At 53.4% G+C, this 15,134-nt stretch carries 15 protein-coding genes and 1 pseudogene; 9 read left to right on the top strand and 7 right to left on the bottom strand.

Annotated elements, in window-relative coordinates:
• Positions 1-55: 55 nt before the first annotated feature.
• Positions 56-952, bottom strand: coding sequence for a LysR family transcriptional regulator (locus tag RTM06_RS17570; RefSeq protein ID WP_312183895.1), 897 nt, complete (start codon positions 950-952; stop codon positions 56-58).
• Between the two features lie 94 nt (positions 953-1,046).
• Between RTM06_RS17570 and RTM06_RS17565 the strand changes: the two genes are divergently transcribed.
• From RTM06_RS17565 to RTM06_RS17555, 3 genes are all read left to right on the top strand, one after another.
• The gene (locus RTM06_RS17565; protein ID WP_312183893.1) at positions 1,047-2,303 is read left to right on the top strand and encodes an MFS transporter; all 1,257 of its coding nucleotides are present in this window, start codon (positions 1,047-1,049) and stop codon (positions 2,301-2,303) included.
• Positions 2,304-2,471: 168 nt separating this feature from the next.
• Complete coding sequence (locus RTM06_RS17560) at positions 2,472-2,729, top strand: hypothetical protein (RefSeq protein ID WP_154156201.1); 258 nt, start codon at positions 2,472-2,474, stop codon at positions 2,727-2,729.
• 365 nt (positions 2,730-3,094) lie between these two features.
• The gene (locus RTM06_RS17555) at positions 3,095-4,279 is read left to right on the top strand and encodes a sugar transporter (protein ID WP_312183891.1); all 1,185 of its coding nucleotides are present in this window, start codon (positions 3,095-3,097) and stop codon (positions 4,277-4,279) included.
• Between the two features lie 83 nt (positions 4,280-4,362).
• On the opposite strand, the gene bhsA is transcribed toward RTM06_RS17555, so the two are convergent.
• A complete protein-coding gene (gene bhsA, locus RTM06_RS17550) occupies positions 4,363-4,620 on the bottom strand; it encodes a multiple stress resistance protein BhsA (RefSeq protein WP_256696495.1) in 258 nt (85 codons plus the stop codon).
• A 295-nt stretch (positions 4,621-4,915) separates the two neighbouring features.
• On the opposite strand from bhsA, the gene RTM06_RS17545 reads away from it, so the two are divergent.
• Positions 4,916-5,569, top strand: a complete 654-nt coding sequence (locus tag RTM06_RS17545; protein ID WP_256696496.1) for a TetR/AcrR family transcriptional regulator — start codon at positions 4,916-4,918, stop codon at positions 5,567-5,569.
• A 67-nt stretch (positions 5,570-5,636) separates the two neighbouring features.
• Here the strand turns inward: RTM06_RS17545 and rhaM are convergent, their stop codons facing one another.
• The 4 genes from rhaM to rhaB are packed head-to-tail and all read right to left on the bottom strand — an operon-like array spanning position 5,637 to position 9,515.
• Positions 5,637-5,951: an L-rhamnose mutarotase gene (gene rhaM, locus RTM06_RS17540; RefSeq protein WP_008108878.1), complete on the bottom strand. Its 315-nt coding sequence runs from the start codon at positions 5,949-5,951 to the stop codon at positions 5,637-5,639.
• Entirely contained in the window at positions 5,941-6,783 is an 843-nt protein-coding gene (rhaD, locus tag RTM06_RS17535; protein WP_312183888.1) for a rhamnulose-1-phosphate aldolase, read from the bottom strand. Before rhaD ends, rhaM begins: the two co-directional genes overlap by 11 nt.
• A 10-nt stretch (positions 6,784-6,793) precedes the next feature.
• Complete coding sequence (locus tag RTM06_RS17530) at positions 6,794-8,050, bottom strand: L-rhamnose isomerase (RefSeq protein ID WP_312183886.1); 1,257 nt, start codon at positions 8,048-8,050, stop codon at positions 6,794-6,796.
• Entirely contained in the window at positions 8,043-9,515 is a 1,473-nt protein-coding gene (rhaB, locus tag RTM06_RS17525) for a rhamnulokinase (RefSeq protein ID WP_312183884.1), read from the bottom strand. The genes RTM06_RS17530 and rhaB overlap by 8 nt, the downstream gene beginning before the upstream one ends.
• Before the next feature lie 290 nt (positions 9,516-9,805).
• Between rhaB and rhaS the strand changes: the two genes are divergently transcribed.
• Both rhaS and rhaR read left to right on the top strand, forming a co-directional pair.
• The gene (gene rhaS / locus RTM06_RS17520; protein WP_312183882.1) at positions 9,806-10,627 is read left to right on the top strand and encodes an HTH-type transcriptional activator RhaS; all 822 of its coding nucleotides are present in this window, start codon (positions 9,806-9,808) and stop codon (positions 10,625-10,627) included.
• Positions 10,628-10,642: 15 nt separating this feature from the next.
• On the top strand, positions 10,643-11,509 hold the full coding sequence (gene rhaR / locus RTM06_RS17515) for an HTH-type transcriptional activator RhaR (RefSeq protein ID WP_256696500.1): 867 nt from the start codon (positions 10,643-10,645) through the stop codon (positions 11,507-11,509).
• Positions 11,510-11,534: 25 nt separating this feature from the next.
• Here the strand turns inward: rhaR and rhaT are convergent.
• Positions 11,535-12,559, bottom strand: a pseudogene (rhaT, locus tag RTM06_RS17510) (L-rhamnose/proton symporter RhaT).
• Between the two features lie 366 nt (positions 12,560-12,925).
• Here rhaT and RTM06_RS17505 point away from each other — a divergent pair.
• From RTM06_RS17505 to aldA, 3 genes are all read left to right on the top strand, one after another.
• Positions 12,926-13,249 carry a hypothetical protein gene (locus tag RTM06_RS17505; protein ID WP_008108864.1) on the top strand — a complete coding sequence of 108 codons (324 nt, stop codon included), beginning with the start codon at positions 12,926-12,928 and terminating at the stop codon, positions 13,247-13,249.
• A gap of 14 nt (positions 13,250-13,263) precedes the next feature.
• Complete coding sequence (locus tag RTM06_RS17500; RefSeq protein ID WP_008108862.1) at positions 13,264-13,362, top strand: YoaK family small membrane protein; 99 nt, start codon at positions 13,264-13,266, stop codon at positions 13,360-13,362.
• Between the two features lie 202 nt (positions 13,363-13,564).
• The gene (aldA, locus tag RTM06_RS17495) at positions 13,565-15,001 is read left to right on the top strand and encodes an aldehyde dehydrogenase (protein WP_265298178.1); all 1,437 of its coding nucleotides are present in this window, start codon (positions 13,565-13,567) and stop codon (positions 14,999-15,001) included.
• Positions 15,002-15,134: the final 133 nt, after the last annotated feature.

Below are 15,134 nucleotides of genomic sequence, written 5' to 3'. Positions count from 1 at the left end.
GATTAGAAATGTGATTTATCGCACATAAAGTTTATGCCCTGCTTCACCAACTGGTTCAATTCTCCGCATTTTGCAGCATCAGCGACATCATATTGGTCATTTGCGCCGTCGGTTCTCGAGTAGTTGACCAGACCAGCCAAACTTCAGAAATCGCGTCGTTCTCCTGCAAAGGGATCCACACCACATCGGCCAAACGTGCACGGCGGAACGACGCCGGCAGAATTGACACGCCAAGACCGGTTGCCACCAATCCCAGAATAGTCATCGCCTCGCCCACTTCCTGAGTAATAAACGGTTTGATTTGATAACGATGCAGCAGCGCCAGAATTTCACCGTACAACGCGGTGCCGCCTTGCGGATCGAAAAATACAAATGGCTCGTTAGCTAATGCCTGGATGGAAATCGACTCCGCATCGGCCAGCGGATGCGCCCAATGCACCACCGCGCACAGCGGCTCACGCAGTAACACGCGGTGTTGCAGATCGTTGGGCAGCGGCGTATTGCGCATCACACCGAGATCGAGTCGATCGTCATGCAGTGGCGCAAGCTGCTGGCGCGTGTTGTTCTCCTGCATCTGAATGTGCACTTCTGGCCAACGCTGGCGGAATTGATACAACGCATCTGAAACCAGACCAGTAAACGGCGCTGACGAGGTAAAGCCAATGCGCAACTCGCCTTCCTGACCGGTGTGCACGCGTGCGGCGCGGCGCGCTGCCTGTTCAACCTGCAACAAAATGCCACGCGCATCCTGCAAAAACAGCGCGCCAGCGGGCGTGATCTGCACGCTGCGGTTGGTGCGGGTAAACAGCTGCGCACCAATTTCCTGTTCCAGCTGCTGAATCTGCTGACTCAACGGCGGTTGTGAAATATTCAGGCGCTGCGCGGCACGACCAAAATGCAGCTCTTCGGCGACGGCAATGAAATAGCGTAGATGGCGCAATTCGACATTCATATTTTAAACGTCTCATTTAAGATTATTAATATATTGTACAACCTATTAACCCTTTCCTACAGTAACCCCATGATGGTTCTAACGAGGATGTTCCGTGAGTCGCTCTTCCCAGGCAGTGATACTCGATGAAGACGAGTTGTCCGTAAAGCCTGCTCCAGCTGCAACCCCTTCAGAGTGGATTGAACGCGGATCGCCGCAGTTTATGCGTGTAACGCTGGCACTGTTCTCCGCCGGTCTTGCCACTTTCGCTTTACTGTATTGCGTGCAGCCGATTCTGCCGGTGCTATCGCAGCAGTTTGGCGTTTCTCCGGCGCAAAGCAGTATTTCTCTCTCGCTCTCTACCGGCTTAATGGCGTTGGGATTGCTATTTACCGGGCCGCTATCGGATGCCATTGGGCGTAAATCGGTGATGGTTACCGCACTGTTGCTCGCCGCCATCTGCACTTTGATTTCCGCTACCATGAGTAGCTGGCAAGGCATTTTGCTGATGCGCGCGCTGATTGGCTTATCGCTGAGCGGCGTTGCGGCCGTTGGCATGACCTATCTGAGTGAAGAGATTCATCCACGCGTTATCGCCTTTTCCATGGGGCTGTATATCAGCGGTAACTCGATTGGTGGCATGAGTGGAAGATTGTTAACTGGCGTACTGACCGATTTCTTCTCCTGGCGCGTTGCGGTGGGCGTCATTGGGTGTTTCGCGTTGGCGGGTGCGCTGATGTTCTGGAAAATTCTGCCTGCATCCCGACATTTTCGTCCGGCGTCGCTGCGACCGCGCAGTTTATTGATCAACTTCCGTCTGCACTGGCGCGATAAAGGTTTGCCGCTGCTGTTCGCGGAGGGCTTCCTGCTGATGGGCGCGTTCGTCACGCTGTTCAACTATATCGGGTATCGCCTGTTAAGTTCGCCGTGGTCACTGAGCCAGGCGGTGGTTGGATTATTGTCGGTGGTGTATCTGACCGGTTCATGGAGTTCACCAAAAGCGGGCGCGATGACCAGCCGTTTTGGACGCGGTCCTGTGATGATTGGCGCGACTGCATTTATGCTGGCGGGTTTGCTGCTGACGGCGTTTAACTCGCTGTGGCTGATTTTGCCCGGCATGATGCTGTTCACCGCCGGATTCTTTGCGGCACACTCGGTTGCCAGCGGCTGGATTGGCCCGCGCGCGCGTCGTGCTAAAGGCCAGGCATCGTCACTTTATCTGTTCAGTTATTACGTCGGTTCCAGCGTGGCCGGTACTTTGGGCGGCGTGTTCTGGCGCAGCTACGGCTGGATGGGCGTAACGCTATTCATTAGCCTGCTATTATTAATGGCTTTGCTGGTTGGCTGGCGTTTGCAGTGCCGAAAACTGTAATACCTTTCATCTGTTAAACGGGGCGAATATGCCCCGTTCTCATCTCAAGTGGACGCCACACGGCGATCCCACAGTCCCAGATAAAACAAAATGGCTATTCGTCGCTATAATTCATTCCATTCCAACAATAGTTAGACTTTTTTTATTTCACAGCAATGAGGTCGTTAGATGGGACTCTATTATTACGTCGATAAGCACGCCGGCTATAACGACAACCATGTAGTACATGCAACGGGATGCCCGTTCTTACCCGCCGATGAGGCACGCCGTTTTCTTGGGACTTTCTACACGCCAAATGCCGCCATCCAGCAAGCACGTAAATTTTATGCAAGTGCGCTGGGCTGCGAGCATTGTTGTCCGGTTGGGGTAAAAAAAAACATGACGACTCAAAATAGCGTGGCACTAAAACACATGGTGAGACTCTGATAATCATGATTTGAGCGTGGTAGGGTAACCCCGCTGTTTTGTTAAGCACCGCTGAGGCGTTTCATAAGAACTATAATTTTACGTGTAATAATAACTGGACCTTAAGGCGTTCATTACGGCGTCAGGTCCAGTCGCCTCTTCCCTCCGTTGACCACTCCGGATTATTCTCGGCTTCATGCCATAAAGCGTAATAACCTCAGGCTATTAACCACGCCTCCCACGATGAAAAATAATCAGTAATAAAAGCCCGACAAACGGTTTCCCTTCGTTCATTAATGCTCCACAATAGCGGGAATTTGTGACCTCGGTCACTTTCTGGGGTGCCTTTTCGCCCTTTCACTCGCCGTCTGACAGATTTGAACTCCATGCAATCTACTACTGTTTCCCGTAAAACGGCCTGGCTACGCGTTGTATTGCTGGCTATTGCTGCTTTTGTCTTTAACACCACAGAATTCGTGCCTGTCGGTTTGCTGTCAGATATCGCTGCCAGCTATGACATGAAGACTGCCGATGTTGGCATCATGTTGACCATCTATGCGTGGGTCGTCGCACTATTGTCGCTGCCGTTGATGCTGTTAACGCGCAATATTGAGCGTCGGCTGCTGTTAGCCGTGCTGTTCATCGTGTTTGTCGCCAGCCATGTGCTCTCGTCTGTGGCATGGGATTTCACCTCGCTGGTGATCTCGCGCATCGGTATTGCCTTGGCGCACGCAGTGTTCTGGTCAATCACTGCTTCGCTGGCCATTCGCGTGGCGCCTGCGGGTAAGAAAACTCAGGCGTTAAGTATGCTGGCAACCGGTACCGCGCTGGCGATGGTGCTGGGCGTGCCGATTGGGCGCATCGTCGGTCAATATCTTGGTTGGCGCACCACCTTCGGCATGATCGGTTTTTCTGCATTGGTGTTGCTGATTTTGCTGATGCGCATCCTGCCGCGTCTGCCGAGTGAACATACCGGTTCACTGAGCAGTGTCCCGATGCTCTTCCGTCGTCCGGCGCTGGTAGCCATGTACATTCTGGTTACCGTGGTGGTGACGGCACATTACACCGCCTATAGCTACATCGAACCCTTTATGCAGGTGGTCGCTAATGCGGATGACAATTTTACCACCCTGCTTTTACTGCTGTTTGGATCGGCGGGCATTATCGGCAGCGTGCTGTTCAGTACGCTGGGCAATAAATTCCCGTCGGCAATGCTGATCGCCGCGATTGCGATGATTACGCTAAGCATGGGCTTGCTGGTGTTTGCCGCAGTGCGTCCCGCTGCAATCACCGTGCTGTGCATCGTTTGGGGCATGGCAATGATGATGATTGGTCTGGCGATGCAGGTGCGCGTGCTGGCGCTGGCGCCGGATGCTACCGACGTCGCAATGTCGCTGTTCTCTGGTATCTACAACATCGGTATCGGCGCGGGTGCGCTGCTGGGAAATCAGGTCAGTTTGCATATGCAAATGTCGGACGTCGGTAACGTCGGCGGCATTATTGGCCTTGGCGCACTGTTCTGGTGTATCGCTATCTTCCGCCGCTATCCTCAACTGCGTTCTAACGGATAAGAAAAAAGGCTTCAGAAGGATTATCTTCTGAAGCCTTTTATTCACTTCTTACAGAATGCTTCATCGCACTCCGCTCAATTCTCTTAGTTATAAATTACTGCTGTGCCATTTAGCTTGTTGTTGCCAGAGGTCGAAGTGATGCGGAATGACTTTGCTCCGGCAGCATTGGCCTTTTCCGCTAGCTGATTCTCCAGCGATGTCAGGTTGGTGCTACCTGACGCGCTAACCACACCAATTTGTTGTTGATTTAGCGGCGCTTCGTTTACTAAGTCTGCAGCCATGCTACCAAAAGCGATTGAGGACAATGCTACAGCAGCCAGGGTCAGTTTGATGCTTTTCATAATTTTGCTCTCTTAAACAGATGAATTGGGGTCGGTCGCGATTAAGTTAACAACCGTTAATTAAATGCTACTGCCGAAAGGGCGTGCTCGTCAATCATTTTATTAACGGTCATTATTTTAATCGAAAGTGGCGTGATTATGGGCTTCCTAGCCCTTTTCAACTTACCCATTTGGGTGCTTTGACCAGAGAAAAGCACAAACGGGCAAAGACGAACAGGCTCATTCCGGGCTGCGCTTGCATATTTATTTAATGATCGGTAATTTAATTGGGTGTTTCTACGCTTTGAGGTGCCCAATGACTGAAGTTATCGATGTGGTGAACAGGAAAACGCGCGGTCGCCCGAAAGTGTTTGACCGCAATGATGCCTTGGACAAGGCATTGATGTTGTTCTGGGCGCATGGTTATGAAGGCACGTCGTTGTCCGATTTGGTTAACGCTACCGGTGCGAAAGCCCCAACCCTTTATGCTGAATTTGAGAATAAAGAGGGTTTATTCCGTGCGGCGATGCAGCGATACATTGAAACCTTCAGCGCACAACGTAACGCAGTGCTGAACGATGATGCATCAGACGTGAAAACGGCAATTGAAGCCTATTTTCGGGCAACCGCCGCGTGCTTTACTGAATGTGATAAGCCAGCAGGCTGTTTCTTCATTTGTACGTCGAGCGCGCTCTCTTCCGGCTCGGAAGAAGTGGCGCAAATGCTGGCGCAGCAGCATCATGCGCAGGAATCAGCGTTAAAAGCATTCCTTGATACCCGGCAGCAGCGCGGTGAATTACCGCAATGTGCCAATAGTGCAACCCTGGCCAGCTATCTGGCGTGTTTACTGCAGGGAATGTCGGTACGTGCGCGTGAAGGGGCCAATCGAGAGGATCTTGACCAGATCGTGGATACGCAGATGGCAATCTGGCCCGCTCTGGCGGGATATTGTGAGTTGAGCACCAAGTAAAATTCAGGCCGACTTCCCTGTCGGCCTGAAATTACTGCCTCTATTCGAGCGGTGAGGCGAGCGAGCGTTAAGGCAGGAAAAACATCGGTTTTAACGCCGCACTCACCGGACTGTTATCCGGATTGGATGGCATTAAATCCTTCATGGATGCCCACCAACGCTGACACACCTCCGTTTTTGCCACGGCTTCCCAGCGCGCTTCAGACTCAATTTCCACGCTGGCAAACAGCAGATTACGTTCAGCATCCAGCCAGATAGCGTAATTGTGCGCGCCATGCGCTTTTAACGTCTCGGCCAGCTCCGGCCAAATTGGCGTGTGACGGCGCAGATACTCATCGTGGCAGTGTGCATGCACCTGCATCACAAAGGCTTTACGCAACATCGCTGCGCCCCGCCTGCAGAGCGGCTTGCCACGGCTTAACGTTGAAGCGCTCACCCAGCGCGATCAGTTGCTCAGTGGTGATGCTTTGACGAATGCCACCCATCGACAGCGCTTTCACTACCACTTCGGAGGATTTCTCCGCAGTGTCGATCAATCCAAAGGTCTCATCGAGGTTTGGACCGGCGCCAAAAATGCCATGGAACGGCCACATCACAATGCTGTGGTTTGCCATCGCGTCGGCTGTTGCCTGACCAATCCCGTCGGTGCCTGGCACCATCCACGGCAGAATACCGACGCCATCCGGGAACACCACCAGACATTCGGTGCTGCCTTCCCACAGCAGTCGTGTGAAGCGTGCGGAATCCAGATCGACCACATAGCTCAGCGCCATAAAGTTGGTGGCGTGGCAGTGCATGATGACGCGATCAACGCCGTTTGAGACTTGCTTACGCACGCTGTGTGACTGGAAGTGAGCTGCCAGCTCTGACGTTGGCAGGCCGCCATTACTCAAACCCCAGTGGATTTTGTATGATAAGCCTTTGTCATCAACCTGCAACAGCGCCAGACAGTCGGCCGGATCGATCTGTACGTTACGGAAAAACTTACCCGATCCGGTAACCAGGAACCAATCATTGGCCAGCGCTGGAGCAGGCTTGGTCAGCTCAATACAGCGCGGCTCAGCATAGAAATCACCGGCGAAATCTTTAACTTCTTCCGGCAGTAAACGTAAGCTGACGTTGCCGCCATTACGCTCATCCCAGCCCTTCAACCACATGTCGCTGGTCGCTTTAACCATTCCCTGAACAAAAGCGGAAGAGAGAATATTTTGCATGGTGTGTCCCTTAACGTTGACGCAGTGTTTGTTGTTCATAATGACGGACTTCGCTCAGCCAGCTGGCATCAGCAGGGACATCGTGGCGCAGACACCAGGCTTCCCACACCGCTTGCCACGGCAACGATTTTTGCTCTTCCAGCATTGCCAGGCGACCGGTGTAATCCCCTTCGTTCTCCAGCTTGCGTAACTGATCGGTAGGTTCCAGCAGCGCGCGTAGCAGTGCTTTTTTGGCATTGCGTGTCCCAATTACCCACGCCGCGATGCGGTTAATAGACGCATCAAAGAAGTCGAGACCGATATGCACCTTGTCGAACAGCTTGTGGCGCGCAATCTCGGTGGCGATGGCCTGAGTTTCATCGTCGAGAATCACCACGTGGTCGCTGTCCCAGCGAACCGGACGGCTTACGTGCAGTAGCAGACGCGGCACATAAATCATCGCCGTGGAGATCTTATCGGAAATCACTTCGGTTGGGTGGAAGTGGCCGGCATCCAGCGTTAGTGCAGTCTGGCGGCTGCTGGCATAGCCCAGGCAGAACTCATTGGAGCCCACGGTGTAACTTTCCGCACCGATACCAAACAGTTTGCTCTCTACCGCATCGATGTGATGCGCAGGGTTGAGCTTTTCACTGATTACTTCATCAAGCGCACTTGCCAGGCGTTGACGTGGTGCGAGGCGATCGACGGTGAGGTCTTTCATGCCGTCCGGCACCCAGATGTTCATGACGGATGCGGTACCCAGTTGCTCACCAAAGTGCGCCGAGATGCGACGGCTGGCCTTGCAGTGATCGATCCAGAACTGGCGAATCCCTTTGTCGGCGTGTGACAAGGTAAAGCCATCGGCGCTCAGTGGGTGGGAGAAGCAGCTTGGATTAAAGTCGAGGCCCAACTTGTGCGTCTTCGCCCATTCCACCCAGTTGCTGAAGTGTTTCGGTTCAATTGCGTCACGATCAACCGGCTTATCGCTCTCCAGGTAAATTGCATGCAGGTTGAGGCGTTTAGCTCCCGGAATGAGTGACATCGCTTTTTCAACATCTGAGCGCAGCTCATCAGCATTACGCGCGCGGCCCGGATAGTTGCCGGTAGCCTGAATACCGCCGGTCAGTTCACCGTTCGGATTCTCGAAGCCGCGCACGTCATCGCCTTGCCAGCAGTGCATCGAGACCGGAATGCCATCCAGCTGTGCCATTACCTGTTCCACATCTACACCGATGGCAGCGTAGCGTTGTTTGGCCAGTTCGAAGGCCTGTTCAATCAGCTTAGTCATATGCAAGTTCCTTAGCAGGTTGGCTGAGCGCGGCAAAGCGTGCCTGATGGGCAGCGAAGGCGCTGTTGTTCAACGGTTCAAATTTTTCTAACGGGAAGTTTTGGCTAATGCAGCGGCGTAAATCACTCACGTCACGCAGTTCGCCTAAGGCAATGAGCTGGCAGCCGACGTTACCGAGCGTCGAAGCTTCAATCGGCCCGGCCAATACCGGCAGCTGGCAGGCATCGGCACACAATTGGTTTAACAGCGGATTCTGGCTGCCGCCGCCCACCACATGCAGCTGACGCAGCGGTGCAGCGCGTAATGTGCCGAGTTCACCAATCACCTGGCGATAGAGCAAGGCCAGACTGTCAAAGATGGTGCGGGCCAGCGCGGCAGGCGTCTGCGGAACGGGCATGTTCTGTTCGACGCAGGCGTTCTGAATCTCCTGAACCATGCTGTCTGGATTGATAAAACGACTGTGATTGGGGTTAACCAGCGCACGACAGGCAGGTTCTTTTTCAGCGTCTTTGATCAGCGAGCAGAGATCGGTGATGTGCAACTCGGTGCAGACACATTGCAGCAGCCACAAACCCATAATGTTTTTCAGAACACGATAGCCTTCTGCTCCACCTTCATTGGTGATGTTGGCATTGAGCGCCGCCGTGCTGACACAAGGCTGCAAACTCTCAATCCCCATCAGCGACCAGGTTCCTGAGCTGAGATAAGCGGCATCATCCTGCATTAACGGTGTGGCCAAAACCGCACTCGCTGTATCGTGCGTCGCAACCGCGATCACCGGAATGTGGTTGCCGCTAGCGCTGGTCCAGTATCCAACGGTATTGCCTGGCGACGTTGGTTTGCCGAACCATTTAGCCGGCACGCCAGCCCAGGTGAGCAAATCGCTGTCCCATTCGCCGCTGTGAATATTTAGCAATTGTGTGGTGGTGGCGTTGGTGTATTCCCAGTTCATCTGCCCGGTAAGGCGATAATGCAAATAGTCTGGAATCATCAGCGCATGCTGCACTTGTTCCTGCCAATCTGGCTGCTGCTGATGCAGTGCGTGCAGTTGATAGAGCGTGTTAAACGGCAAGAACTGAATACCGGTGCGCTGATAGATTACGCTTTTGCCGAGGTCATTAATGGCCTGAGCCATATGCCCTTCCGTGCGCTTGTCGCGATAGCTTACCGCCTCGCCGACGCGCTCGCCGTTGTCATCCAGCAACACCAAATCAACTCCCCAGGTGTCGATTCCAATGCTGTCCGGCACGATGCCTTCATCATCTAGCTGAGCCAGTCCTAAACGAATCTCCTGCTCCAGTCGCTCCAAATCCCAACAATCATAATCTGCACGGCGCACACGCTGATTGGTGAAGCGACGAACTTCGCGCAGGCTGATTTGCTGATTCGCTGAACTCCATTGTGCGAGCATCACGCGCCCGCTGGATGCGCCTAAATCAATGGCAACAATGTTACGCATACTCATGGCGTGTTCTTCCTGTGATGAGATGACAACAGATTAGAAATCCCTGCTTTTTGCCACCTTCCCCTTACTGCCAGTGCGTAATAGTCACTGGCACGCTAACAAAGAAGTTCGTGAGAAAGCTCACAGAACCACACAAGAAGAGAGATGTGAGCCTTGCCGCATTTCCGTCAATCGCTGGCGAGATCTTGAAAAATTAGCCATTTTCCTGCGTCACTAAGGTGAAAATTCAAGGTAAGGTGCGGGGCGCCTGCGTAGACTCGGCAACAGTTGAACAAATAAAGAGGCGAATCATGACCGTTTTACATAGCGCAGATTTCTTCCCGGAAGGGAATTACGCCATCGCCATTGAGCCGCGCGTGCCGCAGCAGGCATTTCCGGAGCATCATCATGATTTCCATGAAATTGTGTTGGTGGAACAAGGTTCTGGCATTCATGTGTTTAACGGTCAGCCACAGGCTTTATCCGCAGGGTGCGTATGCTTCGTGCGCGATCACGATCGCCATCTTTATGAGCAAACGGAGAATTTATGTCTGACAAACGTGCTGTATCGCAGTCCGGCGGCATTCCGTTTTCTCTCGGGTTTGCAGGATCTTCTGCCGCGCGAAGAAGAGGACCACTACGCATCGCACTGGCGCATCAATCACAAAGTGATGGGGCAGGCGCTGCAAATCGTTACGCAGATGAAGCAGCAAGATGCGTGGTCGCTGGAACGGCACGCACGTCAGGAACAACTTTTTCTGCAACTGTTGGTGTTGTTGCGCGAAGCGGCTCACAACGATCAATCACAGGATCAGGAAGCCCGCTTACATCGGTTGCTCGACTGGCTCAATGAGCACTACAGTGAAGAGATTGAGTGGGATGCCTTAGCCGATCGTTTTTCATTGTCGCTGCGTACCCTGCACCGCCAGATGAAGCAGCAAACCGGCAATACACCGCAGCGTTACCTGAATCGGCTTCGCCTGTTACAGGCGCGGCATTTACTGCGTCATAGTGATATACGCATAACAGACATTGCCTACCAGTGCGGATTTGGTGACAGCAACCACTTCTCCACACTGTTCCGGCGAGAATTTGGCTGCGCGCCCAGAGCGGAGCGCCAGCAGATGTTATAACGGGAGCGTTTCCTCATGTCGCTAATCTTAACGCGCGAAGACTATTTTCCGGCCACCAATCTGCCGATTGCTGTGGCCGAGCGCATGCCGCAGCCCTCCTTCCCTCCGCATCGTCATGAATTCAGTGAAATCGTTATCGTCTGGCGCGGCAACGGCCTGCATGTGTTGAACGATCGTCCATGGTTGATAACCTGCGGCGACGTTTTTTACATTCACGATAGCGACTGCCACAGCTACGACAGCGTCAACGACCTGGCGCTGGATAACATTCTTTACTGCCGCGATCGCTTTCGTCTTGGCCTCGACTGGAGTCAGTTGCTGCCGCCGCAAGAAGAAGATTCCCCGGGCTGCTGGCGTTTGACCACGCGCGGGATGGCGTTGGCGCGTGGCGTGATTAGCCAACTTGAGCGCGAGAGCCGCAAAAGTGATTCGCTATCGATTCAACTCTCCGAAGCGCTGTTTTTGCAACTCGCGCTGATTTTGCGTCGTCACGGTTATGCTGCCGATCGGCCCTGGGCATTGCCTGAAGGTGAGCAACTGGATCTGCTGATGTCGGCGCTGCAAGGTGCCATCAGCCGTCCATTCGATTTGGCGGTGTTTTGCCAGCAGAATCAGTTAAGCGAGCGCGCGTTAAAACAGCTGTTTCGCCAGCAAACCGGTATGACCGTGGGTCACTATTTGCGGCAGCTCCAACTGTGCCAGGCGAAGTATCTGCTGCGGACGCAGGATTGCTTAATCAGTGAAGTGGCCGCACGTTGCGGTTTCGATGACAGTAACTACTTTTCGGTGGTATTTACGCGGGAAACCGGTTTAACGCCGAGTGCGTGGCGGCAGCGCTTCCTGCCGCATCGTGAACTCTCATCTGAAAAAGTTAAAGCCTGACGCGAGGTGAGCGTCAGGCTTTTTATTAGTTTGCTAACCCTAATCCCACAATGTTGGCGGCAATGATGATCACCACACAACCCAGTGACAGCACGCGCACCGGACGTTTTTCCACTCTTTCAGCACCAGACCAACCAAGCCACCGCACAGCACGTAGAGACTCATATGCAGCATCCAGCTGACAAAGTCGTACTGTGCGGGGATTTTAGCGTGGCCCCAGGCGTAGAAGAAGAACTGCAGATACCACATGGTGCCGCCGAGCACGGCAAACGCGATATTGGCCAGCAGAATCGGTTTGGCGACGGAGAAATCACGGCGTACTGAGAGATCGGTTTTTACCGCCAGACGGATGAAGCAATAAGCCAGATTGACTAATGCACCGCCGCCCATGATCACCACATAGCTTGGCAAGGCCACATACAACGGATTGATACCCAGATTGGCTGCGGCTTCATGCATCGGCTTGGCGGCATCCATCGCAAACGACATGCCAGCCGAGAAGATACCGCACATTACGGCCAGAATCAGCCCTTTCTTGAGGTTTAACTCTTCAGCGTTGATGCCCAGCGCCCGCTCTTTCAACAGGCCGGCACGTGAAACAATCGCCACACCAATCAACGCAACAAACACGCCGAGCAGCGTCATACGTCCACCGGTCGAGTTGAATAGCTCAACAAAGCGTCCCTGCAGCAGCGGCGTCATCAGGGTTCCCACCACTAAAGTGATGCCGATAGCAATCCCAATGCCCATCGACATGCCGAGGTAGCGCATGGTCAACCCGTAGTTGATGTTTCCGATGCCCCACATAGCACCAAACAGAAACACCGGCATCAGTTGAGAGAAACTAAAGCTGCCGTAATACGCCCAGAAATTCGGCAGTAATACCGCACTCACCGCCCAGGGAAGAATCAGCCACGACATAATGCCGCCCACCGACCACATCGTTTCCCAGGACCACTTTTTCACCTGCTTAAATGGAGCATAAAAACAGGCGGCACTGGCGGCACCCACCAGATGCCAGAAAATACCTGCAATGATGGCACTGTTCATTGTTATTCCTTCGTAAGGTTGAGGCCAACAGGAAACCGGCGGTCTCCCGATTACCGGCAGTCTACGGTGGGCAGCTTTTCGTCAGCCTTTGGATGGCTGCCGGAAAGCGGAGGTTGCTGGCAAAATTCGGTGGGTCGTCAACATAAGGATCACAAAATCGCATTTGCAGGCAGGCAACGAAGTGTTTTTTATAAGTGGCTTATTATTCAGCATATTTTTCTAATATGCTGTGTCGATCAGCACAGTTTTTGATTCACTGCCACTGCAACAGTTAACATGGCAGTCACACAAAGCCGCGCACCAGACTTTCCCCGCAGGCGTTTAATCCGTATAACGTTGGGAAAATCATCAGGACGAAGGATTGAGATGAATACCAAAAGATTGCGGCTACTGCTGTCACAATCGGTGAGCCGCGTGATGCTGGATGACATCCGCGCCATCGTGCCGGCGCAGGCGCTTAACGTCTTTATTAATGGATTAGATGAGACGCACTACGCCACGCTGGATTGCGTGCAGAGCGAAGAGAATTGCGCCCTGCTGGCGTCGGTGATTGTGGTCTGGCGCCAGCTGGGTCACATTCATGCGATTCATTATCAGAAAGGTGAGCATCTGCGTCAGGTCGATGACGCCACGCAATTCCAGCTGTTCAGTATGATGAAAACCCATCGCGCGATCGTGCAGATCGCTTAACTCACGGAATGACTATGAAAATCGGACTGCTTTTCCCTATTGCCATCATCATTGCTGGCGTCAGTTTTTTGGCGTGGTTTATTGCCAGCGGCGCGGCGATGCCGGGGTCCTGACATTTATTTAACATAGCTTGAATCGCTTCTAAGCCGCTGAAAGCGCGGCATTTCGCCAGGAATGTTGCGTCTGTCGTGCTGTTCTTCCCTTCTTTGCCATCCCTCAAGTCGCATTGGCAATAACAAAAAGGTGCCACACCGCGAACTGTTTCACTCTGCACTTCACAAATCTTTAACGAAACCGATCGCGGAGAACCTGCACATGACAACACACCATCAACATTACATTAATGGCGCGTTTGTTGCCGATCAGAACGACAAGTGGATAGAAGTGATTAACCCGGCAACCGAGGCGTTACTGTCGCGCGTGCCGGAAGGCAGCAAACACGATGCCGCGCAAGCCATCGACGCTGCTGAAGTGGCGCAGCCGGGTTGGGAAGCGCTTCCCGCGGTTGAACGCGGCAACTGGCTGCGCAAAATTGCCGTTGCGATTCGTCAGCGTGAGCCGGAACTGACCGCCACTATCGTCGCCGAAGGCGGAAAAACCCAGGGACTGGCGCAAACCGAAGTGCTGTTTACCGCCGATTACCTTGAGTACATGGCCGAATGGGCACGCCGTTATGATGGCGAGATCATTAACAGCGATCGTCCCAACGAAAACATCTTTGTGTTCAAGAAAGCGATTGGCGTCACCACCGGCATTCTGCCGTGGAACTTTCCCTTCTTCCTGATTGCACGTAAAGCCGCGCCCGCGCTGGTAACCGGCAATACCATTGTTATCAAGCCAAGTGAGCTGACGCCTAACAATGCGGCGATTTTTGCGCAAATCATCCATGAAATTGGTCTGCCAAAAGGTGTGATCAACTTTGTTTATGGCTATGGCCCGGAGATTGGCCAGGAACTGGCAGGCAACCCGAAAGTCGGTCTGGTCAGTTTGACCGGCAGCGTCAACGCCGGTATCGCCACCATGGAAGCGGCGGCGAAAAACGTCACCAAAGTCTCGCTGGAGCTGGGCGGAAAAGCGCCGGCTATCGTCATGGATGATGCCGATCTCGATCTGGCGGTTAAAGCAATCGTCAGCTCCCGCGTAATCAACACCGGACAAGTGTGTAACTGCGCTGAGCGCGTTTATGTGCAGGAAGGCATTTACGACCGCTTTATCAGCGCGCTGACTGCCGCCATGCAGCAGGTGAAGTTCGGTAATCCGGCTGAGCAAAATGATATTGATATGGGTCCGCTGATCACCGCGGCCGCGCTGGAGCGCGTTGAGCAGAAAGTGGCAAATGCGGTCGCGGATGGCGGCAAAGTGGTGCTGGGCGGAAAGCGAGCAGGCAGCAAAGGCTTCTATTTTGAACCAACTATCATCACGGGCGTGCGTCAGGATATGGAGATCATGCAGCAGGAGATTTTTGGTCCAGTGCTGCCAGTGATGACCTTTAAAACCCTTGATGAAGCCGTAGCGCTGGCAAATGACTGCGAATACGGTCTGACTTCATCGATTTACACCCAGAACCTCAACACCGCGATGGTTGCCCTGCGTAAGTTGAAGTTTGGCGAAACCTACATCAACCGCGAGAATTTCGAGGCGATGCAAGGTTTCCATGCGGGCTGGCGTAAATCGGGCATTGGCGGTGCCGATGGACGTCATGGTTTGGAAGAGTTCTTACAGACGCACGTGGCATATTTGCAGTTCTCGTAGGATCGCCATTCATGGCGTAATGCTTGTCAATTAAGCTAACGACGAGGGCGCAGGCCGGGGGCACTTTTGCCAGAGGCTCTGGCGCGTCTGCTGCGGCATAAGGGCTATCCGCAGCGCTGAGGCTTTTACGTTG

Origin of the sequence: Pantoea sp. CTOTU46764 (assembly GCF_031974595.1) — a bacterium.
Lineage (GTDB): Bacteria > Pseudomonadota > Gammaproteobacteria > Enterobacterales > Enterobacteriaceae > Pantoea > Pantoea trifolii.
Note: the sequence above shows the minus strand (reverse complement) of the source record. Positions and strands in the feature narration are given on the sequence as shown.

Bases quoted from the DNA above. Each gene is read 5' to 3' on its own strand.
- RTM06_RS17570 (WP_312183895.1), bottom strand. From the start codon at position 952: ATGAATGTCGAATTGCGCCATCTACGCTATTTCATTGCCGTCGCCGAA.
- RTM06_RS17560 (WP_154156201.1), top strand. From the start codon at position 2,472: ATGGGACTCTATTATTACGTCGATAAGCACGCCGGCTATAACGACAAC.
- RTM06_RS17555 (WP_312183891.1), top strand. From the start codon at position 3,095: ATGCAATCTACTACTGTTTCCCGTAAAACGGCCTGGCTACGCGTTGTA.
- bhsA (WP_256696495.1), bottom strand. From the start codon at position 4,620: ATGAAAAGCATCAAACTGACCCTGGCTGCTGTAGCATTGTCCTCAATC.
- RTM06_RS17545 (WP_256696496.1), top strand. From the start codon at position 4,916: ATGACTGAAGTTATCGATGTGGTGAACAGGAAAACGCGCGGTCGCCCG.
- rhaM (WP_008108878.1), bottom strand. From the start codon at position 5,951: ATGTTGCGTAAAGCCTTTGTGATGCAGGTGCATGCACACTGCCACGAT.
- rhaD (WP_312183888.1), bottom strand. From the start codon at position 6,783: ATGCAAAATATTCTCTCTTCCGCTTTTGTTCAGGGAATGGTTAAAGCG.
- RTM06_RS17530 (WP_312183886.1), bottom strand. From the start codon at position 8,050: ATGACTAAGCTGATTGAACAGGCCTTCGAACTGGCCAAACAACGCTAC.
- rhaB (WP_312183884.1), bottom strand. From the start codon at position 9,515: ATGAGTATGCGTAACATTGTTGCCATTGATTTAGGCGCATCCAGCGGG.
- rhaS (WP_312183882.1), top strand. From the start codon at position 9,806: ATGACCGTTTTACATAGCGCAGATTTCTTCCCGGAAGGGAATTACGCC.
- rhaR (WP_256696500.1), top strand. From the start codon at position 10,643: ATGTCGCTAATCTTAACGCGCGAAGACTATTTTCCGGCCACCAATCTG.
- RTM06_RS17505 (WP_008108864.1), top strand. From the start codon at position 12,926: ATGAATACCAAAAGATTGCGGCTACTGCTGTCACAATCGGTGAGCCGC.
- RTM06_RS17500 (WP_008108862.1), top strand. From the start codon at position 13,264: ATGAAAATCGGACTGCTTTTCCCTATTGCCATCATCATTGCTGGCGTC.
- aldA (WP_265298178.1), top strand. From the start codon at position 13,565: ATGACAACACACCATCAACATTACATTAATGGCGCGTTTGTTGCCGAT.